The sequence below is a fragment of the Bacillus sp. FSL K6-1000 genome, from assembly GCF_038630785.1.
In the GTDB taxonomy this organism is placed as follows: domain Bacteria; phylum Bacillota; class Bacilli; order Bacillales; family Bacillaceae; genus Bacillus; species Bacillus safensis.
The window spans coordinates 2,848,743-2,873,218 of sequence record NZ_CP152042.1 but is presented as its reverse complement, the minus strand read 5'-3'; the positions used below and the strand labels follow the sequence as shown (position 1 = coordinate 2,873,218).

The 24,476-nt window shown below is 41.5% G+C and carries 25 protein-coding genes; 11 read left to right on the top strand and 14 right to left on the bottom strand.

Features of this window, described 5'->3' with window-relative positions:
* Positions 1 to 174 precede the first annotated feature (174 nt).
* The 6 genes from MHI46_RS15030 to malK all read right to left on the bottom strand — a co-directional run bounded on the left by MHI46_RS15030 (position 175) and on the right by malK (position 7,642).
* Positions 175 to 1,134 (bottom strand): ABC transporter permease, encoded by a 960-nt coding sequence (locus tag MHI46_RS15030; protein ID WP_024423311.1) that lies wholly within the window; start codon positions 1,132 to 1,134, stop codon positions 175 to 177.
* On the bottom strand, positions 1,135 to 2,181 hold the full coding sequence (locus MHI46_RS15025; RefSeq protein WP_039181102.1) for an ABC transporter permease: 1,047 nt from the start codon (positions 2,179 to 2,181) through the stop codon (positions 1,135 to 1,137).
* A complete protein-coding gene (locus tag MHI46_RS15020) occupies positions 2,174 to 3,709 on the bottom strand; it encodes an ABC transporter ATP-binding protein (protein ID WP_039181099.1) in 1,536 nt (511 codons plus the stop codon). Before MHI46_RS15020 ends, MHI46_RS15025 begins: the two co-directional genes overlap by 8 nt.
* A gap of 159 nt (positions 3,710 to 3,868) precedes the next feature.
* Complete coding sequence (locus MHI46_RS15015) at positions 3,869 to 4,951, bottom strand: BMP family protein (protein WP_039181096.1); 1,083 nt, start codon at positions 4,949 to 4,951, stop codon at positions 3,869 to 3,871.
* A gap of 392 nt (positions 4,952 to 5,343) precedes the next feature.
* Positions 5,344 to 6,051: a response regulator gene (locus tag MHI46_RS15010; RefSeq protein WP_024423307.1), complete on the bottom strand. Its 708-nt coding sequence runs from the start codon at positions 6,049 to 6,051 to the stop codon at positions 5,344 to 5,346.
* Positions 6,044 to 7,642: a malate sensor histidine kinase MalK gene (malK, locus tag MHI46_RS15005; RefSeq protein WP_064498103.1), complete on the bottom strand. Its 1,599-nt coding sequence runs from the start codon at positions 7,640 to 7,642 to the stop codon at positions 6,044 to 6,046. Before malK ends, MHI46_RS15010 begins: the two co-directional genes overlap by 8 nt.
* Before the next feature lie 186 nt (positions 7,643 to 7,828).
* Here malK and MHI46_RS15000 point away from each other — a divergent pair, with 186 nt between their 5' ends.
* A complete protein-coding gene (locus MHI46_RS15000) occupies positions 7,829 to 8,386 on the top strand; it encodes a YufK family protein (protein WP_039181089.1) in 558 nt (185 codons plus the stop codon).
* A 42-nt stretch (positions 8,387 to 8,428) separates the two neighbouring features.
* Here MHI46_RS15000 and MHI46_RS14995 read toward each other — a convergent pair whose 3' ends face one another.
* From MHI46_RS14995 to MHI46_RS14985, 3 genes are all read right to left on the bottom strand, one after another.
* The gene (locus MHI46_RS14995) at positions 8,429 to 8,839 is read right to left on the bottom strand and encodes a thiol-disulfide oxidoreductase DCC family protein (protein WP_099663615.1); all 411 of its coding nucleotides are present in this window, start codon (positions 8,837 to 8,839) and stop codon (positions 8,429 to 8,431) included.
* Positions 8,840 to 8,857: 18 nt separating this feature from the next.
* Positions 8,858 to 10,759, bottom strand: coding sequence for a transglycosylase domain-containing protein (locus MHI46_RS14990; RefSeq protein ID WP_059375881.1), 1,902 nt, complete (start codon positions 10,757 to 10,759; stop codon positions 8,858 to 8,860).
* Positions 10,760 to 10,867: 108 nt separating this feature from the next.
* Positions 10,868 to 12,046 (bottom strand): MFS transporter, encoded by a 1,179-nt coding sequence (locus tag MHI46_RS14985; RefSeq protein WP_313902631.1) that lies wholly within the window; start codon positions 12,044 to 12,046, stop codon positions 10,868 to 10,870.
* Positions 12,047 to 12,263: 217 nt separating this feature from the next.
* On the opposite strand from MHI46_RS14985, the gene kapD reads away from it, so the two are divergent.
* Complete coding sequence (gene kapD, locus MHI46_RS14980; RefSeq protein ID WP_058838073.1) at positions 12,264 to 12,881, top strand: 3'-5' exonuclease KapD; 618 nt, start codon at positions 12,264 to 12,266, stop codon at positions 12,879 to 12,881.
* Here kapD and MHI46_RS14975 read toward each other — a convergent pair.
* A complete protein-coding gene (locus MHI46_RS14975) occupies positions 12,878 to 13,270 on the bottom strand; it encodes a kinase-associated lipoprotein B (RefSeq protein ID WP_058838072.1) in 393 nt (130 codons plus the stop codon). The two genes, kapD and MHI46_RS14975, sit on opposite strands and share 4 nt — an antisense overlap.
* A gap of 91 nt (positions 13,271 to 13,361) precedes the next feature.
* Between MHI46_RS14975 and MHI46_RS14970 the strand changes: the two genes are divergently transcribed.
* On the top strand, positions 13,362 to 13,538 hold the full coding sequence (locus MHI46_RS14970; protein ID WP_180272437.1) for a hypothetical protein: 177 nt from the start codon (positions 13,362 to 13,364) through the stop codon (positions 13,536 to 13,538).
* Here MHI46_RS14970 and MHI46_RS14965 read toward each other — a convergent pair whose 3' ends face one another.
* Both MHI46_RS14965 and MHI46_RS14960 read right to left on the bottom strand, forming a co-directional pair.
* A complete protein-coding gene (locus MHI46_RS14965; RefSeq protein ID WP_047203298.1) occupies positions 13,539 to 14,831 on the bottom strand; it encodes a HAMP domain-containing sensor histidine kinase in 1,293 nt (430 codons plus the stop codon).
* Positions 14,832 to 14,964: 133 nt separating this feature from the next.
* A complete protein-coding gene (locus tag MHI46_RS14960) occupies positions 14,965 to 16,140 on the bottom strand; it encodes a MalY/PatB family protein (RefSeq protein ID WP_144494240.1) in 1,176 nt (391 codons plus the stop codon).
* Positions 16,141 to 16,223: 83 nt separating this feature from the next.
* On the opposite strand from MHI46_RS14960, the gene MHI46_RS14955 reads away from it, so the two are divergent.
* Complete coding sequence (locus MHI46_RS14955) at positions 16,224 to 16,484, top strand: YugE family protein (protein ID WP_039181076.1); 261 nt, start codon at positions 16,224 to 16,226, stop codon at positions 16,482 to 16,484.
* On the opposite strand, the gene MHI46_RS14950 is transcribed toward MHI46_RS14955, so the two are convergent.
* On the bottom strand, positions 16,481 to 17,305 hold the full coding sequence (locus MHI46_RS14950; RefSeq protein ID WP_024425926.1) for an alpha/beta hydrolase: 825 nt from the start codon (positions 17,303 to 17,305) through the stop codon (positions 16,481 to 16,483). The genes MHI46_RS14955 and MHI46_RS14950 overlap by 4 nt on opposite strands.
* Positions 17,306 to 17,480: 175 nt before the next feature.
* Between MHI46_RS14950 and MHI46_RS14945 the strand changes: the two genes are divergently transcribed.
* The 3 genes from MHI46_RS14945 to yugI all read left to right on the top strand — a co-directional run bounded on the left by MHI46_RS14945 (position 17,481) and on the right by yugI (position 19,766).
* On the top strand, positions 17,481 to 17,981 hold the full coding sequence (locus MHI46_RS14945) for an Lrp/AsnC family transcriptional regulator (protein WP_003213765.1): 501 nt from the start codon (positions 17,481 to 17,483) through the stop codon (positions 17,979 to 17,981).
* Positions 17,982 to 19,175: an aminotransferase gene (locus tag MHI46_RS14940; RefSeq protein ID WP_039181074.1), complete on the top strand. Its 1,194-nt coding sequence runs from the start codon at positions 17,982 to 17,984 to the stop codon at positions 19,173 to 19,175.
* A 198-nt stretch (positions 19,176 to 19,373) separates the two neighbouring features.
* Entirely contained in the window at positions 19,374 to 19,766 is a 393-nt protein-coding gene (yugI, locus tag MHI46_RS14935) for a S1 domain-containing post-transcriptional regulator GSP13 (protein WP_008345795.1), read from the top strand.
* Positions 19,767 to 19,824: 58 nt separating this feature from the next.
* On the opposite strand, the gene MHI46_RS14930 is transcribed toward yugI, so the two are convergent.
* Positions 19,825 to 20,061, bottom strand: a complete 237-nt coding sequence (locus tag MHI46_RS14930) for a DUF378 domain-containing protein (protein WP_003212952.1) — start codon at positions 20,059 to 20,061, stop codon at positions 19,825 to 19,827.
* 144 nt (positions 20,062 to 20,205) lie between these two features.
* Here MHI46_RS14930 and MHI46_RS14925 point away from each other — a divergent pair, with 144 nt between their 5' ends.
* The 4 genes from MHI46_RS14925 (at position 20,206) to MHI46_RS14910 (ending at position 24,459) form a co-directional block, all read left to right on the top strand.
* Positions 20,206 to 21,369 carry an iron-containing alcohol dehydrogenase gene (locus MHI46_RS14925; protein ID WP_251181220.1) on the top strand — a complete coding sequence of 388 codons (1,164 nt, stop codon included), beginning with the start codon at positions 20,206 to 20,208 and terminating at the stop codon, positions 21,367 to 21,369.
* Between the two features lie 120 nt (positions 21,370 to 21,489).
* Complete coding sequence (locus MHI46_RS14920) at positions 21,490 to 22,662, top strand: iron-containing alcohol dehydrogenase (protein WP_047203925.1); 1,173 nt, start codon at positions 21,490 to 21,492, stop codon at positions 22,660 to 22,662.
* A gap of 126 nt (positions 22,663 to 22,788) precedes the next feature.
* Positions 22,789 to 24,144, top strand: a complete 1,356-nt coding sequence (locus tag MHI46_RS14915) for a glucose-6-phosphate isomerase (RefSeq protein ID WP_099663609.1) — start codon at positions 22,789 to 22,791, stop codon at positions 24,142 to 24,144.
* A gap of 111 nt (positions 24,145 to 24,255) precedes the next feature.
* Positions 24,256 to 24,459, top strand: a complete 204-nt coding sequence (locus tag MHI46_RS14910; protein ID WP_231730856.1) for a spore germination protein — start codon at positions 24,256 to 24,258, stop codon at positions 24,457 to 24,459.
* The last annotated feature ends 17 nt before the right edge of the window (positions 24,460 to 24,476 follow it).

The following is a 24,476-nucleotide window of genomic DNA, read 5'->3' as shown; positions in this document are numbered from 1 at the left end:
AAACACCCCCAAATGCTATTTGTCTCAATTGTAGAAGATTCTGTGACACTCATCTATTTATTAAACTAAAATAAGTGTAATAAAAGTAAAATAAACAGGAGTTTTTGAGTTTTTTATCATACAAAAATCCCCTGAAGGTAGTTTGTCCTTCAGGGGATTGATCATACATCGTATTTATCGTTTTCCTTTTAAATAAGGTGTACCAAGTGCTTTAGGTGCATCGGCACGTCCAATGAAGCCAGTAAGTGCTAAAATGGTGAGCACATATGGTGCTATGAGCATATACACATTCGGTATATCTTGGAACAGCGGCAGGAGAGAACCAATGATGCTTAAGCTTTGAGCAAATCCAAAGAATAAAGCAGCTCCCATTGCGCCGAATGGATGCCATTTACCGAATACAAGCGCAGCTAGTGCGATAAAGCCTTGTCCAGTAATGGTGGCATGGGAGAAATCAAGCGCGATCGTTGAGGCATAAACAGCCCCGCCAAGACCGCCAAACAGTCCACTAATGAAGACAGCGATATAACGCATCCGGTACACTTTGATTCCCATTGTATCAGCTGCCATTGGATGCTCTCCAACTGCACGAAGACGAAGACCAAATGGCATTTTAAATAAAACAAACCATGCAACCACCGCAAGGGCTAAAGCAAGTATGGACGTATAATAAACATCTTTAAAGAAAATATCACCAATGATCGGAATGTCACTTAAAAGGGGAATATCTCCTTTATAGAAAGGTTCTGTAATTTTATCAGTTTGTGCTTTTCCGTAAATCAGTTTTACGACAAACAATGTAGCGCCAAGTGCCAGCATGTTAATGGCCACACCACTGACCGTTTGATCAGCTCGGAAGGTAATGGTCGCCACTGCATGAATCAGTGAGAACAATCCGCCAACGGCCATTCCAACGAGAAGCCCAAGCCACGGGGTCAAGGCTCCAAACGTATCAGCAAAAAATAAGTTAAAGATAATACTGGAAAATGCTCCGACGACCATCAAACCTTCAAGACCGATATTGACAACACCTGATCTTTCTGAAAAGACGCCTCCAAGAGCGGTTAAAATAAGTGGTGCAGCATAAACAAGTGTAGCTGGGACGATGATTTCAAGTATTTGCAGAAATCCCACTTATTTTCCCCCCTTTTTCTTCATTTGTTGAATCACAAGACGAATAATATAGCTTGAGGCGACGAAAAGAATGATGATCGCAATGACAATATCAACAACCTCAGTCGGTACGCCTGATTCAAGCGGCATATTTAATGCACCGACCTTCAGTCCACCAAGCAATAATGCAGCAAGGACAACACCAACAGCCGTATTTCCACCTAATAAAGCGACAGCAATTCCATCAAAACCTACGCCTGTAAACGAGCCTTTAATAGAGGCATATTCAAATGTACCAAGGCCTTCCATAGCGCCTGCAAGACCTGCAAAAGCACCTGAAATGAGCATCGCATAAATGATATTGCGGCGAACATTCATGCCAGCATACTGTGATGCCTGCTGATTCATTCCAACAGCCCGTAATTCAAACCCTTTAGAAGTTTTTTGAATAATGACCCACATCACGACCGCCGCAATAATGGCAACAAAAATACCGTTATGCATCCGGGAGAAATCAGTGATCTGCTCAAAAAATCCAGAGCGAAGAGAGGCAGTGGCATCGATTTTATCTGTTTTATCTTTATTATCTGTTAAGACATTTGAGATTAAATAGTTTGTGACATGAAGGGCAATGTAGTTCATCATGATGGTGACAATGACCTCATGCACATAAAAACGAGCTTTTAAAAATCCGGGAATAAAGCCCCATAAAGCACCTGCAGCAGCTGCGGTGATGAGTGCAAGCGGCAGATGAATATACATAGGTGCATGGACAGTTGTTCCAATCCATACAGCAGCTACCCAGCCAACAAGCATTTGACCTTCGACACCGATATTAAACAGGCCTGTCCGAAATGCAAAGGCAACAGCAAGACCTGATAAAATATAAGGTGTCACTTGCCTGATGGTTTCTCCCATATAATAGGTTTCACCGAAAACGCCATTCCAAAGGGCGCCATAGCCTTCGATGACACTATAACCGCTTGCCAGCATAATAATGGCCCCAACCAAAAGACCAAGTACAATGGCTATAAGCGGAATCAGCAGATTTGTTAAGCGATTAGACATTTGCTTCTTTCCCCACTTCCTGTTGCGTACTTCCAGCCATTAATAGGCCAAGCTCTTGCTCTGTTGTTTCTTTTGGATCAACAATGGCCACAATGCTGCCTTCGAAAATGACAGCGATCTTATCACTAACATTGATAATTTCATCAAGCTCAAAGGAGATGAGCAAAACGGCTTTGCCAGAGTCTCTTTGCTCAATGAGACGTTTATGAACAAATTCAATCGCACCAACATCAAGTCCTCGTGTCGGCTGAGCGGCAATTAATAAATCAGGATTGCGGTCCACTTCACGGCCGATAATGGCTTTTTGCTGGTTACCGCCTGACAGGGCGCGCGCTTCTGTATATTCACTCGGTGTTCTGACGTCATACTCCGCAATGATTCGTTTTGCCTTTTGATAAATATTCTTCATATTCAATAAGCCGAATTTTGAATAAGGACGCTGATAATACGTTTGTAAGGAAATGTTTTCTCCAATTGAAAAATCGAGTACAAGTCCATGTTTATGACGGTCCTGAGGAATATGTCCAATCCCAGATTCGGTCACTTTACGAGGCGGGAGATTTTGAATGGCTTTCCCGTTTAGCATGATCGTGCCAGATTCTGATTTTTTTAGACCGGTAATGGCTTCAATTAATTCAGACTGGCCATTGCCGTCTACCCCAGCAATTCCAACAATTTCGCCAGCCTTTACTGAGAGGTTTAACTGTTTGACCGCTTCAATTCCTCTGGCGTCTTTTACTGTGAGGTCTTGAATTTGAAGAACTTCCTCAGCAGGAGAAGCAGCTTTTTTGTCTGTTTTAAATGACACTTCACGACCAACCATGAGGCTTGCAAGTTCGTCTTTATTTGTGCTTTCCACATCAAGTGTACGAATACCTTGACCTTTTCGGATAATGGTCACGCGATGACAGGCATCCATAATTTCTTTCAGCTTATGGGTGATTAAAATAATGGATTTGCCTTCATTGATTAAGTTTTTCATGATTTGTATGAGTTCTTTGATTTCTTGAGGTGTTAAAACGGCCGTTGGTTCGTCGAAGATCAAAATGTCAGCGCCGCGGTAAAGTGTTTTTAAGATTTCTGCACGCTGCTGCATACCGACAGAGATGTCAGATACTTTTGCGGCAGGATCTATTTTTAAACCATAGCGGTCAGAAAGCTCTTGTACTTGCTGTATGGCTTGCTCTTTGTCAATCTTTCCAAACTTCTTTGGCTCTTTACCTAAAATGATGTTTTCAGCGACAGTAAAGGTATCGACAAGCATAAAGTGCTGATGCACCATTCCGATGCCTAAATCACTAGCATCATTTGGACTAGAGATGGTCACGGGTTTTCCGTGTACCTTGATTTCACCTTTTTCAGGCTGGTACAGTCCGAAAAGCACGTTCATGAGCGTTGATTTTCCAGCGCCGTTTTCACCAAGCAGCGCATGAATTTCGCCCTTTTTTAGCTGCAGCGTAATGTTGTCGTTTGCTACAATGCCAGGGAATTCTTTGCGTATATTCAACATTTCAATGACATAATCCACAGGTTTAACCGCTCCTTTTTTAGGGTGCTGATGAAGATAAAAACTAGCAAAAGAAAAGCTGCAAAACGAGGCTGCAGCTTTTCTTTTACCACCTTTTACGAATAAAGAGGAGGTAAAGGAGAGGCAAGGGGATAAGGCGCGCTTATCCCGATGCTCAAATTAAGCTTTAAAATCTTTTAATTCATCGCGTGTTGCAGGGATTTTGATTTCGCCCTTGATGATTTTTTGTTTCCATTCTTCCACTTTCTTTAATACATCTTTATCAAGGTTTTCCTTAGATGGAGAGATGTCAAGAGCGCCTTCTTTCAGACCGTATGTGATCACTTCGCCGCCAGGGAACTTACCATCTTTTGCTTTTGTTGTTAAGTCTTGTACCGCTGTGTCTACTTTCTTAACCATAGAAGTAAGAGTGACACTTTGTTTTGTTCCAGGTACTTTTCCTTCGTCATACTGGTCTTTATCTACACCGATGACCCAAACTTTACGGTTAGGATCTGCTTTTTTCAGGTTTTTCGCTTCTGTGAAGACACCAGTTCCAGTGCCGCCAGCAGCATGATAGATGATGTCGACGCCAGATTTGTACATGCTTTCAGCTGTTGCTTTACCGATGTCAGCCTTATCGAATGCACCAGCATATTTCACTTCAACTTTTGCTTTCGGGTTAGCAGCTTCAACACCTGCGCGGAAACCGACTTCGAATTTTCTGACTAATTCAGAATCAACGCCGCCGACAAAACCAATTTTGTTTGATTTTGTTGTAAGAGCAGCCGCAACACCCACAAGGAATGATCCTTCGTTTTCGTTAAAAACGATGCTGGCCACGTTGTCTTTTTTCACGACTGCATCAACGATAGCAAAGTGGTTTTTCTTACGTTGATCCGCAATTTCAGATATAGCATCTTCCATTAAGAAACCAATTCCGTAAATCAGATCGAATTTCTCACGAGCAAGTGTGTTTAAGTTTGTTGTATAGTCAGCATCTGATTTAGATTGTAAGTAATCAAAGCCGTTTTTACCTTTTTTTAGATTGTTGTCTTTCCCAAATGCTTGTAAACCTTCCCAAGCTGATTGGTTAAACGATTTGTCATCGACACCACCGACATCAGTTACCATTGCAACAGTGAATTGATCTTTATCTTTTTTGCTTTCACCGCTGTTTGAGCCAGAGTTGCCGCATGCTCCAAGGATGGTTCCTGCTGCTACGACTAAGGACAATGCTAGTCCAATTTTGCGCTTCTTCAAAACATAACCCCCTATAAAATTTAAAAGTTTCAGAAAAGTCTCGCGAAAAAAGACCGATCTATCTTCTTCTCACCCTAAAGAGGGTATTTTATCCTGCTTTCTCATGAAACTTATGGAGGGCAGGAGAGAAGATGTAAGACATCAGACTTATATCTCGTTGAACTAATCAATCATAATTTATCATTTCCCATCGAATAAATAAATAGAAATTTGTTTTATTTTTAAAAAAATGTTAAATGGCTTTATTTGATGTCTTTTTATCTGCCGAAATATGATATAATGCCGCTTTTGTGATGTGCTCTATTACAGTAGAACCACTGATATCAAGGGGTTTGTTACATCGTATGCCATAAAAAAACATCTGGCCTTTCGTGAAGGTCAGATGTAACAGTTTAAAGATATTGCTGAATCAAATTCATATTGCTCGTGTTCAGTTTATATTGGAAAACAGGACGTCCAATTGTCCCATAAGCCATTTCAACATCCACCACTTCGATGTCCTCAAGGAATTTCAAATATTTTCTAATGGAGACTTGAGAGATTTCTGTATGATTGGCTAGGTCTTCGGTCGTGAAAGCCTGCTGACCAAATGATTGAATGCTTGTCCATATGAGTTTGAGTGTGCTTTTGGTCAGGCCTTTTGGCAGGAGGACTTTTTCCGCCTCTGCTTTTTTATGAAAAAGCTTCGCATCTAAATCATTTTGCGAAATGCTGTTCATGGATTGATACAGGGCGTGTTTCCGTTTATACTCTGCCAGTGCTGATTGGAATCGTTCGAACTCAAAAGGTTTGATTAAATAATCAACCGCTCCGTTTCGCATCGTTTGCTGAACAACGTCCACTTCATTTGCAGCCGAAATGACAATGACATCAACGGCATGATTTTGCTGGCGAATTTCTGTTAGTAAAGCCAGCCCATTTTGACCTGGCATATAAATATCGAGCAGTACGAGGTGAATGACTTCTGTTTTTAACACTTCAAGCGCCTGCTGAAAAGAGGTGGCAATCCCCTTTAACTCAAAGCCATCGATTTGGGTCAGGTAGCGTTTGTTCAGCTCCCCAACCATTGGATCATCTTCTACTATTAACACATTAATCATGTGAATCCTCCTTTTGTTTATACGGAATGCGAAGACTAAAGGTCGTTCCTTCTCCTTTTTCACTCGTGACAATCATATGTCCATTCAATTTCTTGATGCTTTGGTCAACGAAGTAGAGTCCGAAACCTCGGTCTTCTCCTTTAGTTGAAAAGCCTTGATCAAACATGATGTCTTGTTCTTCTTTTGTGAGACCAACACCTGTGTCCGTGATTTCAATGTGAAGCTGCTCCTGAACGTATCTGAAGGAGATCGAGATGTTTTTCGTCTCAGTATGTGAAACCGCATCGAGTGCATTATTTAACAGGTTGCCAATCACGGTAATGAGGTCATGCGTCACTGCCGGGTCCTCTGTATTTGGCACTTGTGTGCTGCAAATAACCTCCAAGGAAGCGCCTTGTTCCCTGATATAGCTTTGTTTTCCTAGTAAAAATCCTGCTAAAACAGAGTTTTTCACATGGTTGATGATTTCATTTGTTTCCGTTTGCTGATAAATGGCAATATCTTTGATGTAGGTGCCAAGGTCATCGTAGTTTTTGAGCTGGACCAAACCTAAAATGACATGAAGCTTGTTCATAAATTCATGTGACTGGGCACGGAGGGCATTCGCATACATTTTGACCCCGCTAAGCTGCTCAGCCAGGTGTTTGACTTCTGTTTTGTCACGGAAGGTGGCGATGGCCCCGACAATCTCATCATTTACTGTAATTGGTACTTCATTAAAAACGAGCTCCAGTCCATTCATTCTCACGTCACGATCAAGCAGTGGCTTGCGTGTTTCAATGACCTGTTTTAAGCCGCTTGAAGGGAGGAGAGTTTGAACATCTTGTTCTCTAGGATCAACCATAATGCCCATATTATGAAAGAGTCGTTTTGCCTCTGCATTGGCCAGCTTGATTTTACCGTGCTGATCGACGGCAAGAATCCCTTCTTTTGTTGATTCTAGCATGGCACTTCGTTCTTTTAGCAATGTGGCAATCTCATCCGGTTCAAGTCCAAACATAATCTTCTTCACTTTTCTTGCCACAATGAGTGCCCCGATGATGCCAGATAGGAGGCTGAGTGATGTGACGAAGTAGAGTGGAAGTAAGCTTTGATGAATAATCAAGTCAATTTCCTTTAACGTAATTCCTACTGCTACAGCCCCGAGCTGCTTACCATTTTGATCATAAACAGGAACAAAAGCACGCATGGATCTGCCGAGTGTTCCAGAAGCCGTACTAATATGTTCTTTTCCCTGTAATGCTGCTTTTTCATCACCGCCGGCAAACCGTTTCCCAATCTTCTGCGGATTCGGGTGTGTTTTGCGGATACCTTTCATATCCATGACGACAACGAATTCGGTTTTGGTGATTTGCTGAACATTTGTTGTATATTTTCGTAATGCTGAATATGAATGATCTTCTAATGATTGTGCTGTGATCGGTGCCTCTGCGACCATTTTGGCAGTAGACAGAGCAATGTCACGCTCCTGCTGATGAATGTTCTTGGCTGTTTCCGACCATATCGTAAAGAATGTGATACAAAGGGAGATCAGGACAACGATACACACAAAGATCGTCAGCCGTGTTTGCAGTCTTAAAGTTTTTTTCACGAGTATACCCCTAACGCGCGATTTTTTTCGTAACAGTAATACTTTAACGGGAAAATGTAAGTTTGTGAAGGAATGTACGTGCAAAATCATAAATTTGATTTTGCTGTCAGTTTACTTTGAAAGCATCTTGTCAATCCGTTTTAAGTGAGCCATAATAAATGTGAGCTTATGAGAAAGGAACTATTTATGAAAAATACATATTTGACTGGATATTTTCCGCTGATTTCAATCTTACTATTCAGCTCTGCTTTTTCGATTTTTACAGTAGGTATCACAACTGATTTCTTGACTCAAGCAGGTATTTTAAAAGGAATGCTGGAATTTTTCTCAGAACAGGGCATCCGTCTTGCTCTTTTTGCCGCTTTTGCACTTGTTTATTTTATGATCTTATCTGCCTTAAAACTGATTGCAGATACGGTATTAGAGCTGGCGTTACTCTTTTTCGCTAAGGACCCTGAAGGGGAGAACTTAAAGAAAATTCGGATTGCATCTGTTGTTTATTTATTTGCCAGCTTGCTTGCATTTCTGTTGACGCAGCAGCTCATTCTGCTAGTCGGACTTTTTGCATTAGCAAGTCTTGTCTATTTTATCTGGGTTGTGGTTCGCATTTATCAATCGCTTAATATGCTGAATTTGATTGGATTTATGATGTTTATTCTGCTGTTTTGGGCGACGTTTTTGATCGGTATTTTGTACTTATTTATTAAGCTTTATAACAGTGTGATGGCAAGTCTGCCTTCGTAAGCAGACAAAGAAAGCATCCTCCTATCATTGGAGGATGCTTTTTTATGAAAGAAACCGTTTTTGAATATCGGGTGTAGGCATCATACAAGATGTTTTTTGACCAAACCATTTGTAGCGATTTTTTGCAATCAGCTCATAAAACCAATCACGGATTGGGCGAGGTATGGCAAGGAGTAAAAAGCTCCATCTGTAGATCCCTTTTAAATGCCGCGCGGCTTTTAAGATGCCTGTTGACTTCGTATAAAGGGTTCCTTTTTCAATATAAATGAATGAATTGAACTCTTCTAAAGGCAAACCGTTTTCCTTTAAGATACGTTGTCCTGTATCTGATTGTAATGAAGCGAACATCATCCGTTCTTTCGGATCGCGCTTAATCACAAATTGAACAGCTCCGCTGCACACGTTGCAGACACCATCAAATAAAATTAAATGGGGTGGATGTGTTGAATGCATCGCAATCAAACCTCCTGTTTATCTGGCGTATTGCATCGTATTTTTCCAAATACGTAAGTGTGGGCTTGAATTATATATCGATTCAACCGTTCCTCTATCTCTTCCGACCCAAACACCCATTGTGTACTGATCTGTCAGTCCCACAAACCAAATATCTTTGTAGTCATTGGATGTTCCTGTTTTACCACCGATGTAAGGGGCATTGAAATTCGCTTTTTTCCCTGTTCCACTTTTTACAACGGAGGAAAGCAGCTTACGCATCGTTTCATTTGTCCGCTGAGAATATACTTGCTTTGGCGACTCTTTCCACTTGTAAAGGGTCTTGCCGTTTAAGTCTGTCACTTTTGTGATCGAATGACTTTGTGTGTAGGCTCCTTGGTTGCCAAAAACGGTGTACGCATCTGTTATTTCTAGCGGTGAGAAGCCTTTCGTAAATCCGCCAAGTGCAGAAGGAAGGCGGTAATCATCTGCTACGATATGCTCGAATGAGAACTTCTCTAAATAGCTGAAGCCTTTTTTGACACCTACTGTATCCAGCATTCGGATCGCAGGGGTATTGTAAGAATTTTTAAAGGCTGTTTCAAGTGTGACTGTTCCATACGTTTTATGATTATAGTTCTGCGGGCAGTATCCGCTGCTGCAAAACTTGCCGGCACTGATAGTGCTTGAAGCCGTTGCACCGGTTTGATCAATATAAGGCGCATAGTCTAAAAGCGGCTTAATCGCAGAACCAGGCTGTCTTTGCGCTTGATAAGCATAGTTAAAATCAAATTTCTTATAATTTTTTCCGCCAGCAAGTGCAACAATTTGATGCGTTTCATGATTAATGACGGCTGATCCGCCTTCGACCCCTTGGTAAGGCAATTGAGCATTGAGCTGATAGACAGCTCTTTGCTGTAAGGAAGGGTCAAGCGCCGTATAAATCTTCACGCCATCCTGGAGCAGAGCACTGACCTTTTCAGATAATTCTTTTTGAATCGCCTTTTTTGCTTCAGCCGTTTTGGCCTTCTTCAATCGTTTTGTAAAGCCCTCCTGATCAGACACAAGATCGGTAAACTCTTCATTGGCATATGTCACATAGTCAGGATAAAGGTTTTTCTTTTCACTTAAGGATAGGCTGATTTTTTCTTTAACGGCTTTTTTGTATTGCTTTTTGGTGATGACGCCATCTTTCTTCAAAATACCAAGCAGCCGTTCTTGGCGTTTCTTTGTGTGCTTGAACTGTTTTAATGGGTCATACAGTGTTGGGTTGTTTGGAATAGCAGAGATAAATGCCATTTGTGCGAGTGTTAAAGAACTAAGCGGCTTATCAAAATAGTAATTAGCCGCAGAACCGACACCGTAAACACCATTACTGAAATAAATCGTATTTAAATAGCTTTCGAGAATTTCATCTTTCGAGAATTTCCGCTCAAGTTCATAGGAATAGAGCAGCTCTGTAAACTTTCGGCTGAACGAACGTTCATGGCTTAAATATAAGTTGCGGGACAGCTGCTGTGTGATCGTACTCGCTCCTTGGCTGATGCCATGGTTTTTGACGTTTGCAGCAAGGGCACGAACCACACCCATAAAGTCAATTCCTTTATGGTCATAAAAGTTGCGGTCCTCAGAACGAAGGAACAGCTCCTTCACAGGTTCAGGAATTTTATCGTATTTCACAAACACTCGGTTCTCATCGTTTGAGACGATCTCGGAGATAAGAGAACCATCCCGGTCATACATATAACTGTTTTGGGAAAAATCTATCTTTTCCAGCTTGATTTTTTGATCAAGCACTTCGTTAACAGGCTTTACACTTGCAGCTTCTTCCTTTGATAGATAAAAAGTCAGAGCAAATAATGGGATGAGGGCAGCAAGTAATAACCAACCAATGATTGCACGAAACATGAGGTCACTCACTTTCTTCAATTTTCTAGCCATATCGTACCATTCTTTTGCGAATACGAGAAGGTTATTTTTAGAAAAGAATGGGCGTGAAGTCTAGTGAATAAGGCTTTTCTGAAAGAAAAAAAGAGTGTCTGAAGATGATCAGACACTCCTTTCCTTTGTCTTCGCATGCGAGCGGACCACCCATAAAAATAAAGCGCCAAACAGAAAAATGCCGGCAGTGACATAAAAGACAGCTGGAATCCCGTAATGACTCGCCACAATGCCGCCGATTACCGGACCGACGACATTCCCAAGAAAGCGGAAGCTGACATTGTATCCGAGCACTTCCCCTTGCATAGAAGTAGGTGCTTTGATCCGAATATACGCCGTCGTACACGGAATAATGCCGCCAAGTGCCATGCCGTATAGGAAACGGAAAATGACTAACATCACGTACGAATCCGCCATCGCTTGCGGGATGAATAAAATAGAGGAGAGGATGAGAAGGGCAAGCAGCACCTTATCATGACCAATTCGATCTCCGAGATCTCCCCATTTTCGCGTAAACAGCAAATTGCCAAGTCCAGTTGCAGAAAATGCAAGCCCCGCATAAAAAGCGAGATTGACAGGACCATGTAAATCATGAATGTATAAAGCCAAAAGCGGCTGAATGCTAAAGTTCCCTACTTGTGTAATAAACGTTAAAAGCATCGTGACTATAAGTAAAGGCTGTTTGAAAATGTGAAAGAGTACATCCTTCCGTGAGTAAGAAACACGCTTTGCTTCTTTTGACCGGATCGGCTGTTCCTTCACTCCGAAGATAATCACAATAGCTGACACATAAATGACAGCCGCTGTGAGGAAAAACGTATAAATAAATCCGACGCTGTCTGCCATGAATCCACCCATTAATGGGCCAAACAATCCTCCGGCGACATTACTCATCTGCATCGTTCCAAGGGTTTTACCGGCAGTTGCCTTTTCGGTCTGTGCAGAAATCAGTGCCATTGAAGTCGAGATAAAGCCTGTGACAAGCCCCATGAAGAGCCTTAATGCGAATAGCTGATACACGGTGTGCACAAGCCCCATTAATAGAATGCTTGTGGCGATGCCAATACCGTTAATTAATAATATCTTTTTATAGCCATGCCGGTCGCCAATCCGCCCCCAAATTGGAGAGATCAGGAAGGCCGTTAAAAACGTGACCCCAAAGACATAGCCGCTCCATCTTTGAACAAATTCATTTGAATAGCTGCTATCAAGAGATTCTATGTAAAGTGATAAAAAAGGGACGATCATTGTAATGCTCGCAGATACAAAAAAGTTCACAAACCACATGATGTACAAGTTTTTCTTCCTGTTTGTGATAGAGACCACCTTCTTTATTTATTTCGTGTTCCTTAATAATTATAAAGGAAAATAAACGATCTTTCATCAGATGAATAGGTTGGGCGTAGTGAATCTGCATTATTTTCACGAAAATGAAGTGATTTCAAGGTCCACCTTAATATAATGGTATGAGAATGAAAACTGACGAAAAAGTGAGGTGAGACTGGTGGAACAGAAGACGGTGCTTGTGGTCGATTTTGAATTTACGATGCCTGATGGAAAATATCATCCACAAAACTTTTTTCCTGAAATTATTGAAGCTGGGGTAGTGAAAGCAACAGATGAAACGATCATAGACACATTCTCCAGCTACGTCAAACCGAAAAAGTTCCCAAAGCTGACGAAGCGCTGTAAATCATTCCTCGGAATTACGCAGGAGGATGTAGAGAGCGGGATTTCATTTGAGGTGTTTATCGAGAAGCTCGTGTCACTTGATGGGGGAGAGAATTGTGAGATTATTACGTGGGGCAACATGGACATGAAGGTATTGAAGCAAAATTGTATGCTTAATCATATTAGCTTTCCTTTTAAGGGGAAACTGAGGGATCTTGCCTTTGAATATAAAACCTTTTTTGGTGACCGCACACTGACAGGGCTTCGAAAAGCGGCAAAGGAATATGGCAGTGAAGGAGCTGGTAAGCATCATAAAGCACTCGATGATGCCATGACGACTTATCAGCTGTTAACCCTTTTTGAAAAAGACAGAGCCTATGTGGAAAATCCGCAAACGACCAAAATTGGTGAGCTGATCGATTTCTCACATTTTTTTGATTCGGCTGATTAGCGGACGTCTTCTGGAAAATAATCTTTCTCAAGAGAAGATAGGCACGCTCTTGATTTTTCAGCCCATTTGGAATCATCCGCATGGAGTGCTTGTTTCAATTTATCTACAGCTTCTTTCAGTGACTCTTCATAATCAGGTATATCGCCATCAAAAGGTTTCACCATATGATGAGGGATATTGGTCTGTTCTCTATAGGCCAAAGCCCGCCTCTCCTGGAAAAAAGGCACGTCTGCTTCTTTCGGATGATGCAGGTCGCCTTGAGTGGGATGTGTCAGAATGGCTTTTACTTGAACGAGATAGGTCGATGGTTTCACTGCTGTCACTTCCCCAACGTATACACCTGTTTTATAAAAACCTTTCACAACTTGTCCAATTTGAATGTCTGTCATGTGAAATTCCTCCATTTCCTTCTCATAGGAAGGTATTTCATTTCTTTTAGCCAATATAGTGAAGTAAACGAGCAAAAGGGGGAATGGCGAGATGTCATTCATCGTACTTTTTCTACTATATTTTCCTGAAGATAAAAGGGAGTACATCCCGGCGGCGATCACCACGGTGATGTTCTTTATTGCTGCGTTTATTTGTTTTCGTCTCATCGTGCGTGCGTCTAAGAAGCAGGAGCGGATAGATGAAAAAAGAACAAAAAAAATGGATTAATCATTTTCTTCTTGTATCTTCAGGAAATTTTACGGTGACGGTTGTTCCAGACTGCAGCGAGCTTTTGAAACGTATGGTTCCATGGTGATTTTCAATAATTGAAAAAGTCACTGTCAGCCCAAGCCCTGTCCCTTTGTTTTTCAAGGTGTAATACGGTTCGCCAAGCTTTTTCATTTGGCTTTCTGTCATACCTACACCATTATCAACGAAATAAAGGCAGATTTTATGATTTTCTTTCGAAGCAAAAAGTTCAACCTTTCCTTCATGTTCGGGAGCTGCTTCTATCGCATTTTTGATTAAATTAATCATGACTTGCTTGATCTTCGTTACGTCACCTTGAATGTATAAGTCAGGTTCAATGGATTGATGAATCGTGACCGATTTAAAATTCGCATAGGATGTCATCAGTGATGCACATTCCTCAAGTAATTTAGATAGATTGAGTGATTCAATTTGATAATAGTTTTGTTTTGCGATGTCAAGATAACTCGTGATAATGTCCTGCGCCCGGTCTAATTCGGATAGAACAAGATTTTTATAATCTTTATTGGCAGGCGGCTCTTTTGTATGATCACTCGAAAAGAGCAATTGAATAAATCCTCTCACAACTGTCAGCGGATTGCGTACTTCATGGGCGACACTTGCAGCAAGTTCACTTACAATGGTCAGTTTTTCTGACTGGACAAGCTGTGTTCTCATTTCCGCATTTTCTTTAACGAATTCAATGGAATAGATACTGAGCACAAGAAAGAATATGTAGTAAAGAGTTGAGAAAAATAACTCAAGGAGCTTTTGCTGCATAATAAAAGCTGGGCTGTATTCCAGTAAGCTGACCGCAAGCAGTCCAATGTAAATAAAGAATCCTTTGGATAAACCGATAAGCACTCCGTAAAAAAGCTTATTTGGCTTCGAATATTGATGCCATTTTCGGTAGAACAGGAACGGGATGAAAAAGTAAATTGGGACAACAATGAGTCCAATCCATAAGAAAGAGCCATACATCACGAATTTGACAATGATGCTTATCAAGATGGCAACGCTCCCCGCCATGTATCCTCCGTATAAAATAGCAAGTACAAGGGGAATGGATTGAAGCCCAGTCTGCAAATCTAAAATCGAACCAACTGGATACATAATACATAGTGCTGAAGAGATGGATGCGAATACTGTGATGAGCAGTTTATTCGTTTTTGGGAAATGAGCAGGGGTCCGGCTTAGCCATAGCGCATGATATAAAAAGATTGGAAATAGAATAAAAGATACATGGAGCAGAAAATCCTTGAACATTTCCATTTAAATGCTCTCCTCGTAAATAATAGTAATTCCTCTCATTATATCATTTCATGTACAAAGTAGATATGATAAAAGGAGGGTTTTTTTCTTTAAAAAGAACACCCGTTAGGATGTTCTTTCTACCGTATAGATCTTATTCAGCTGATAGCGTGAACGCTTGATGAAGACGTTTCAGTCCTTCTTTGACTGTTGAAGCAGGACAGCCGAGATTCATCCGAATAAAGCCGTCTCCTTCGTGTCCGTACACGTGGCCAAGCTCTAGGATCACTTTCCCTTTCTTTAGCAGATTCCGCTTTAATTCCGCTTGACTGAATTGATAATCCCGAATGTCCAGCCACAATAAATAAGAAGCATCTGGTTTCATATAACGCATATTTGGAAGATTTTCGTCAATATAGTCCATCGCCATCTTCATATTGCCTTCGAGATAAAGAACAAGGGCATCAAGCCACTCATCCCCGTGGCGGTATGCTGCTTCCATCGCTGGAATCGCAAATGCATTCAGTTTGGACAGTCCGTTTCTTTGCAATTCATTGGTGAAAAGGGTTCTTTTTTGTTCATCTGAAATGATAATAGCAGATGCCTGGAGCCCCGCTAGATTAAAGGTTTTACTCGGCGCAATACACGTTACTGTAATATGTGCAATGTCGTCAGAAAGGCTGGCAAAGGGCACATGCTGCTTCCCGTAAAGCATCAAATCAGAATGAATCTCATCTGAAACGACTGTGACTCCATGCTTCACACAGAGGTCTCCAACTCGCTTTAATTCCTCTTTTGACCACGCTCTTCCAGACGGATTATGCGGGTGACATAGGAACATGAGCTTTGCTTGTGGTCTGCTCAGTTTTTTCTCTAAATCATCAAAATCCATCATATAACGGTTGTTTTCTATTTTTAAAGGATTGGTTGAGACTGTACGTCCATTTCGCTCAATCATTTGATAAAAAGGTGTATACACTGGTGACTGTATAACTACTTCGTCATGCGGTGCTGTAAAGGCTTGAACAGCAAAACTAAGTGCCGTTACGATGCCTGGTGTAAAAGTGACCGCTTCTGTCTGAATGGTCCATCCGTGTCTTCTTTTGAGCCATCCAGCTACTGCCTGCTGCGTATCCTGATCTTGAAATGCATAGCCAAATACACCATGGTCTAATCGCTCTTTCAATGCATCAAGGACGACCTGCGGCGCTTTAAAATCCATATCGGCCACCCACATCGGGAGGGCATCTGTTGTCAGGAACAAAGACTCTGCTTGATCCCATTTCACTGATTTTGAACCTTTACGTATGATCTGTTCGTCGAAATTCATGAAACCCACCTCTAGCTGTTTTTCAACCATTCTTGGTTGTGCTAAAATAAACATCACAAAATTTATTATAAGCGGTGATACCGATGAAAGATAGTCAAGCTGTAGAAGAGATGATTCAATTCATTAAGGCATGGGACCCTTTTCATTATGGAGAGGATTTTTATGAAACGGAGCCTGCTGACGTCATCAGTGCATTATACGACGCAGAAGACCCGTTATCTTTAGCAAAAGAGATTCAAGCCATCTACCATCACTCATTTGAACAGCTTCTTCCGATAGAGAGCTGTCAGCATATAGCAAATCAGCTTTTTGTCTTGCGAGACAGCAGCTCCTGTTCACGCTAAGACAGGCTGAAATGTCCGATTTGATCAGACACAAAGACCGGATTTTCCTCAGGAATGAGGTGCCCGGTTTTTTTTAATGCATGTAAGGTCGAATTCGGCAGATCTTTGTGCAGTCTTTCGCCTATTTGAATGGGAACGATTCGATCTTCCTCGCCCCAAATAAGCAGCACGGGTGTTTCCATTTTCTTTAAAACGTCCGAGGTTAAATCTCCTTCCCGGTGCCGAATCAAACGAAATATTCCCCGAAAGATTTGATCATCTGAAAACGGTTTTAAATATCCGTCGACCATCTCTTGATCAATGATGGAGTGATCATGCACAACGGCAGTTAAATTTTTCATAATGCCCTGCTTTAAAAGCTTTCTTTTTAGATACAGATAAAAATAAGGAATATATGTGCTGTAAACAAGTGATCTTTTTGACTTATTCAAATATCCAGAGCTGCATAAAAGAACCGCCTTTTCAAATAGGTCCGGCCGCTCAGTGGCAGCGTATAAGGCAATCTGTCCTCCCATTGAATGGCCTACTAGAATCGCATGCTGAATCTGTAAATAACCAGCTAGCTCAATAATAATTTTTCCCATGTTGCGATAGCTGTAAATAAACGTATTCGACTTCTCGGACTGTCCAAATGGCGGCAGATCTATCGCAATTAAATTGAAGTCCTGCTTTAGAAGCGGAATGAGTTTTCGATAGCTGAAGGTAGAAGAGAAGAGACCGTGAATTAAGATCAATGTCTTCTTGCCCTCATTTGGATAGTGCTCGTAATAGATGTCTAAACCGAATGTACTTTTCATATAAGCTGGCTGAACAATGTCCACATTCTTCACTCCGATACTTGATACTCTCTCTGTTAGGTGACTGTATTGTACCCTAAAAAGTGGATTTTAAGCTATCATTAGAATCTTTTCCCTGCTTAGCATAATGGGAAAAACGTGCTATAATGTTCAGAAGATTTTTTAAAACTAGCTTTTATAATCTGAGGTGTGAAATCAAATGAAACTAACAGAAAAAGAAACTGAAATATTAGAGATTTTAGATGAAAACAGCCGCGCCGATTTAAATACAATAGCAAAAATGGCAGGCGTGACAACAGAAGAAGCCGAAGCCATCATTCAAAAACTTGAAGATCAAAAAGTTATTATTGATTATTCAACTATGATTGACTGGCGAAAAGTGGATGGCCATGAAGGCGTTACAGCAATGATTGATGTAAAAGTGACACCAAAAAGAGGCGTCGGATTTGATGAAATTGCTGAACGGATTTATCGGTTTCAGGAAGTGGAGTCTGTCTATCTCATGTCAGGTGTTTATGATCTTTCCGTTGTGATCCGCGGAAGATCAATGTCTGATATTGCCCGCTTCGTATCTGAAAAATTATCGACACTTGATTCCGTTGTTTCAACAACTACCCACTTTATTTTGAAAAGATATAAACATGATGGGAAAGTGTTTGAAACAGGAGACGATGACAAAAGAATCGTGGTGTCTCCTTAAATGAAAAAGTCTTATTTATCTGAAACGGTACAAAGCATTCAGCCGTCAGGTATTCGGAAATTCTTTGATTTGGCTGCCACAATGGAGGGAGTTATCTCCCTTGGAGTCGGAGAGCCAGATTTCGTGACAGCTTGGAATGTAAGAGAAGCAAGTATTATGTCATTAGAACAAGGACTGACCTCCTATACGGCGAATGCAGGTTTAATCTCTTTGCGAAAAGAACTGAGCCACTATTTATATAAGCGGTTTCACATTGACTACAGTCCAGAAGAAGAACTCATTATCACAGTTGGCGGAAGCCAGGCACTTGATTTGGCCTTTCGTGCGATTTTAAACAGCGGAGATGAAGTGATCATTCCAGAGCCTTGTTTCGTAGCATACGGGGCGCTTACGACACTAGCAGGCGGAGTGCCTGTCTATTTAAGTACATCCGCTGAAAAAGATTTCAAAGCGGATTCTGCTGATCTTCGCACAAAGCTGACGCCGAAGACAAAAGCCATTTTGCTTTGCTCGCCATCAAATCCAACGGGGTCTGTTTATTCAAAGGAAGAGCTTGAAGATATTGCTCAATTTGCGAAAGAGCATGACCTGCTCATTATTACGGATGAGATTTATGCAGAGCTGACATACGATGAAGCTTTTACAAGCGTGGCGGCTATTCAGGATATGAAAGAAAGAACGATCTTGATTTCAGGCTTTTCTAAAGGGTTTGCCATGACGGGCTGGCGCTTAGGATATGTGGCAGCACCACCTGTACTGCGCGATGCCATGCTGAAAATACATCAATATTCTATGATGTGCGCGCCGGCGATGGCACAATATGCGGCAGAAGAAGCATTAAAAAATGGGCTTGAAGATGTAGAGAAAATGAAGAAAAGCTATAGAAGACGCCGTAATTTGTTTGTCGGCTCCCTGAATGAACTAGGACTCACATGCCATCAGCCAAACGGAGCGTTTTACGCGTTCCCATCGATTAAAAGCACAGGCATGACATCAGAACAATTTGCTGAGGAGCTGCTCCTAAGTGAAAAAGTCGCTGTTGTTCCTGGGAATGTATTCGGACCGAGCGGTGAGGGTCATATTCGCTGTTCATACGCTTCATCACTTGATCATCTTCAGGAATCACTTTCAAGAATTCAGCGCTTTTTGCAGGCTCGACAAGTGAAGGAAGAAGCATCAGCCATTTTAAAATAAAAAAAGGCATCAATCCAAATGGACTCATGCCTCACAAATTAGGGGGGAATACTAGAAAGCATTCTTGTTTTCAGGTATTCCCCCTTTTGATCTAATCTAAACCCATTTAAAAAATATTTTGCGTAACTGCCCGTTCTGTGATATAGTTTTTAATTGCGTATAAACGAATATTAAAACATTTATTTAGGAGTTGTTATCATGGCGACAAAGTTTGAAGTAGGCAGTGTTTACACTGGTAAAGTAACAGGATTACAAGCGTATGGTGCGTTTGTTGCATTAGATGAAGAAACTCAAGGACTTGTGCATATTTCTGAAGTAACACATGGCTTTGTAAAAGACATCAATGAGCACCTTTCAATTGGTGACGAAGTACAAGTAAAAGTTCTTTCTGTTGATGAAAATGCAGGTAAAATCAGCCTTTCTATCCGTGCGACACAAGAAGCACCTGAAAGAAAAGAAAGCAAACCAAAGAAACAAAGACCACAGCAAGTGAAAGAAGAAGCTGCTGCACCACAAGGTTTCAATACGCTTAAAGATAAACTTGAAGAGTGGATTGAGCAATCAAACCGTAAAGACCTTATCAAGAAATAATAAAAAAGCACCGCTTCAAACGGTGCCTTAGGCTGCCTCATGTAGGCAGCCTTTTTATTTAACGAACCTCTGGATTCGGCTCGTCACGGCGAACAGCTTCTTCGCTTGGCTTGAACAACAGACCAAGGTTGACAAGACCTGCAATTCCAACAAGACCATAAATAATACGTGATAATGCAGAACCTTGTCCGCCAAAGATCGCTGCTACTAAGTCAAATTGAAAAAAGCCGATTAGTCCCCAGTTAATAGCACCGATAATCGTGAGCACGAGGGCAATACGCTGAATAGCACTCATCGTGATTCCTCCTTTCGCTACAGCATCAATACATTTATATTTTGCAGATTTTTAGCCAAACTATGCGTAAGAAAATGGATGAAAGCAAATTACTTTACTTTTGGAATGAATGAGGCGCATAATGTAGCGCGAGGAGGAGATCACATGGATCGATTTACTTATTGGAACCCAACGAAATTAATTTTTGGAAAGGGAGAAGTATCAGCCCTTTCAGATGAACTCAAACACTACGGAAAAAACGTATTACTTGTATATGGTGGAGGCAGTATTAAACGAAACGGCCTTTATGACCAAGTTGTCAGCATCCTAAAAGAATCAGGAGCTGCCATCACTGAACTTGCTGGCGTAGAGCCAAACCCGCGCTTAACAACAGTAAGAAAAGGGGTCGAGCTTTGCAAAGAGAACGATATTGATTTTATTTTGGCAGTTGGCGGCGGCAGTGTCATTGATGCGACAAAAGCCATCGCTGCTGGTGCGAAGTACGATGGAGATGCTTGGGATATCGTGACACGTAAGCACGTTCCTATGGAAGCTATTCCGTTCGGTACTGTGTTGACACTTGCCGCAACAGGCTCTGAAATGAACTCTGGATCAGTTATCACAAACTGGGAAACAAATGAGAAGTATGGCTGGGGAAGTCCAGCAGTTTTCCCGAAATTCTCTATTCTGGATCCAGTCAACACATTCACTGTGCCTAAAAACCATACGATTTATGGCATGGTTGACATGATGTCACATGTGTTCGAACAATATTTCCATCACACAGAAAATACACCTTATCAAGATCGTATGTGTGAAGGACTTCTTCGCACTGTCATTGAAACGGCACCGAAGTTGATCGACGATCTAGAGAACTACGAGCTGCGTGAAACCATTTTATTCACTGGTACAATTGCGCTTAATGGAATGCTTTCAATGGGGGCACGTGGTGACTGGGCATCTCATAACATTGAGCATGCAGTATCTGCTGTCTATGATATTCCTCATGCAGGCGGACTTGCAATCTTGTTCCCGAACTGGATGAAACATGTCATTCAAGAAAACCCAGGCCGTTTTAAACAATTAGCGGTGCGTGTATTTGATGTAGATCCTGCGGGCAAAACAGATGAAGAAGTCGGCTTAGAAGGAATCGACAAGCTGTCAGCTTTCTGGACAAGTCTTGGTGCGCCAAGCCGTTTAGCGGATTATGATATCAACGATGAGAAAATTGATTTAATTGCAGACCGTGCAATGGCACGCGGTGAATTTGGTCAATTTAAAAAGCTAAACAAAGAAGATGTTTTAGCCATTCTGAACGCTTCTTTATAATTGAACAACAAAAGATAGCTGCTTGCGGGCAGTTATCTTTTTTTGAGTTCATCGTGTACATATGTTACAGTAGTCTTTCATGTTTTTGGATATATTCGTTGTAAGGAGATGTTTCAACAGATGGAGAATTTTATTTACTACAATCCAACAAAATTGATGTTTGGAAAAGGACAACTAGAAGGACTCAAAAGCGAACTCGCTCGTTATGGAAAACGAGTGTTACTTGTATATGGCGGCGGCAGCATTAAGAAAAATGGTCTTTATGACAATGTCATCCGTGCGTTAAATGAAGCAGATGCTGAAGTGTTTGAGCTGTCTGGCGTTGAACCAAACCCGCGACTCACAACAGTGAAAAAGGGAATCGATATCTGCCAAAAAGAGAACATTGATTTCTTATTAGCCGTTGGCGGCGGGAGTGTGATCGACTGTACAAAAGCAATTGCAGCCGGAGCAGAGTATGACGGTGATGTGTGGGATATTATTTCAAAGAAAACAACCGCTCAAAAAGCTTTGCCGTTTGGCACAGTGCTGACACTTGCGGCAACTGGTTCAGAAATGAACCCGGACTCTGTCATCACAAACTGGGAAACGAATGAAAAATATGTGTGGGGCAGCTCAGTCACTCACCCTGCTTTTTCGATTCTAGACCCTGAGCATACGTATTCTGTGCCAGAAAACCAGACAGTGTATGGTATGGTCGATATGATGAGCCACGTTTTTGAGCAATACTTCCATAATGTAAAAAACACGCCTTTACAGGATCGGATGTGTTTTGCTGTTCTTCAAACGGTCATCGAGACAGCACCAAAACTGCTGGAGGACTTACAAAACTATGAGCATCGTGAAACGATTCTCTATGCAGGAACGATTGCTTTAAATGGCACGCTGCAAATGGGTTACTTTGGCGATTGGGCGTCCCATACGATTGAGCATGCTGTATCGGCTGTCTATGACATTCCCCATGCAGGCGGGCTTGCTATCCTCTTCCCAAACTGGATGCGCCACACGCTCGATCATAATGTCGAACGCTTTAAAAACCTTATGCTGAACATGTTTGACATCGAAACAGAAGGAAAGTCAGATCGTGACATCGCATTAGAAGGAATCGACAAATTGTCAGCGTTCTGGACAAGCCTTGGTGCACCAAGCCGTTTAGCTGATTATGACATTGGTGAGGATCAGCTGGACAAAATTGCTGACATTGCAGCAAAAGAAATGGAATATGGTGGTTTTGGAAACTTTATGAAACTTAACCGTGATGACATTCTATCGATTTTGAAAGCTTCTTTATAATTCAGATTGCCGCTTCTCCGAATGAGAAGCGGCTTTTTGTTATGCCAGTGACGATCACTTGATTTCAAAAGCTAGTTCCGCTAAAGTGAAAGTGACAGAACTAACGTAATGGAGGGCTTACAAGCGATGACACATATTCAATTTGACTACTCGAAAGCGTTACCTTTCTTTCAAGAACATGAGCTTACATATTTAAAAGATTTTGTGAAGGTGGCCCATCATAATATTCATGAACAAACGGGTGCAGGCAGTGACTATTTAGGCTGGGTGGACTTGCCGAAGCAATATGACCGCGAAGAATTTGCCCGCATTAAAAAAAGTGCAGATAAAATTAAGTCTGACTCTGACGTCCTGCTTGTTGTCGGAATCGGCGGGTCATATCTTGGTGCACGTGCGGCGATTGAGTTTTTGAACCATTCTTTCTATAACACTTTGCCAAAAGGCAAGCGCAAGACACCACAAATCATTTTTATTGGAAACAACATCAGTTCTTCTTATTTAACAGATGTGATGGATCTATTGGAAGATGCAGATTTCTCCATTAATGTGATTTCAAAATCTGGTACAACAACAGAGCCAGCCATTGCGTTCCGCATCTTTAAAAAGCTCCTCATTGAAAAATACGGTGCTGAAGAAGCGAAAAAACGTATTTATGCGACAACTGACAAGGCACGCGGTGCACTGAAAACATTAGCAACTGAAGAGGGCTATGAATCATTTATCATCCCTGATGATGTAGGTGGACGCTATTCTGTATTAACAGCAGTCGGTCTTTTGCCAATCGCTGTGAGCGGAGCGGACATTGATCAGATGATGGAAGGTGCGGCAAAAGCAAGCGAAGACTTCGCTTCATCTGAGCTTTCTGAAAATGCGGCTTACCAATATGCTGTCGTCCGCAATGTCCTTTACAATAAAGGCAGAACGATTGAAATGCTGATTAACTATGAGCCAGGCCTCCAATATTTCGCAGAATGGTGGAAGCAATTATTCGGTGAAAGTGAAGGGAAAGATGAAAAAGGAATCTATCCTTCATCTGCTAACTTCTCAACAGATCTTCATTCACTTGGCCAATATGTTCAAGAAGGAAGAAGAGACTTGTTTGAAACAATCGTCAATGTAGACAAGCCTCGACATGAGCTTATAATTGAAGCAGAAGAACAAGACCTTGATGGCTTGAACTATCTAGCAGGAAAAACGGTTGATTTCGTCAATAAAAAAGCATTTGAAGGAACGATGCTTGCCCATACAGATGGAAAAGTACCGAACCTTATCGTGACAATTCCTGAGATGGATGCTTATACATTCGGATACCTTGTGTACTTCTTTGAGAAAGCATGTGCGATGTCTGGATATTTACTAGGCGTCAACCCATTCGATCAGCCTGGAGTAGAAGCTTATAAAGTGAATATGTTTGCTTTACTAGGCAAACCGGGCTTCGAAGAGAAAAAAGCAGAGCTTGAAAGCCGTTTAAAACAATCATAAGGCGAAAAAGCACACCTTTACATAAAGGTGTGCCTTTTTTGTTTTCTTCAGGTTCCTGTGCAAGCTTTCCTGTGTACTGTACATAGAATAATAAATGGAGGAGGGTGAAAAATGAGGACGAATCATGTCTATATTCATGATATTTCTGGCCAGGCAATCGTGAACTTTGGCAATGTCGGACGCATTTGTTCTAAGAGTGCTACGAAGGAAACAGCAGGTTCCGGCAGCGATAACGAGACGAATCAATCAACCAATCAAAGCTTATTTGATGCCGCGTTTACAAACAATGTACAAATCGCGAGAGGAAATGTATGAATTCCTCTCTTTAACGA

Coding starts and splice junctions, on each gene's coding strand:
- MHI46_RS15025 (WP_039181102.1), bottom strand. CDS start 2,181: ATGTCTAATCGCTTAACAAATCTGCTGATTCCGCTTATAGCCATTGTA.
- MHI46_RS15010 (WP_024423307.1), bottom strand. CDS start 6,051: ATGATTAATGTGTTAATAGTAGAAGATGATCCAATGGTTGGGGAGCTG.
- MHI46_RS15000 (WP_039181089.1), top strand. CDS start 7,829: ATGAAAAATACATATTTGACTGGATATTTTCCGCTGATTTCAATCTTA.
- MHI46_RS14995 (WP_099663615.1), bottom strand. CDS start 8,839: ATGCATTCAACACATCCACCCCATTTAATTTTATTTGATGGTGTCTGC.
- MHI46_RS14990 (WP_059375881.1), bottom strand. CDS start 10,759: ATGGCTAGAAAATTGAAGAAAGTGAGTGACCTCATGTTTCGTGCAATC.
- MHI46_RS14985 (WP_313902631.1), bottom strand. CDS start 12,046: ATGTGGTTTGTGAACTTTTTTGTATCTGCGAGCATTACAATGATCGTC.
- MHI46_RS14975 (WP_058838072.1), bottom strand. CDS start 13,270: ATGACAGACATTCAAATTGGACAAGTTGTGAAAGGTTTTTATAAAACA.
- MHI46_RS14970 (WP_180272437.1), top strand. CDS start 13,362: ATGTCATTCATCGTACTTTTTCTACTATATTTTCCTGAAGATAAAAGG.
- MHI46_RS14965 (WP_047203298.1), bottom strand. CDS start 14,831: ATGGAAATGTTCAAGGATTTTCTGCTCCATGTATCTTTTATTCTATTT.
- MHI46_RS14960 (WP_144494240.1), bottom strand. CDS start 16,140: ATGAATTTCGACGAACAGATCATACGTAAAGGTTCAAAATCAGTGAAA.
- MHI46_RS14955 (WP_039181076.1), top strand. CDS start 16,224: ATGAAAGATAGTCAAGCTGTAGAAGAGATGATTCAATTCATTAAGGCA.
- MHI46_RS14945 (WP_003213765.1), top strand. CDS start 17,481: ATGAAACTAACAGAAAAAGAAACTGAAATATTAGAGATTTTAGATGAA.
- MHI46_RS14940 (WP_039181074.1), top strand. CDS start 17,982: ATGAAAAAGTCTTATTTATCTGAAACGGTACAAAGCATTCAGCCGTCA.
- yugI (WP_008345795.1), top strand. CDS start 19,374: ATGGCGACAAAGTTTGAAGTAGGCAGTGTTTACACTGGTAAAGTAACA.
- MHI46_RS14930 (WP_003212952.1), bottom strand. CDS start 20,061: ATGAGTGCTATTCAGCGTATTGCCCTCGTGCTCACGATTATCGGTGCT.
- MHI46_RS14925 (WP_251181220.1), top strand. CDS start 20,206: ATGGATCGATTTACTTATTGGAACCCAACGAAATTAATTTTTGGAAAG.
- MHI46_RS14920 (WP_047203925.1), top strand. CDS start 21,490: ATGGAGAATTTTATTTACTACAATCCAACAAAATTGATGTTTGGAAAA.
- MHI46_RS14915 (WP_099663609.1), top strand. CDS start 22,789: ATGACACATATTCAATTTGACTACTCGAAAGCGTTACCTTTCTTTCAA.
- MHI46_RS14910 (WP_231730856.1), top strand. CDS start 24,256: ATGAGGACGAATCATGTCTATATTCATGATATTTCTGGCCAGGCAATC.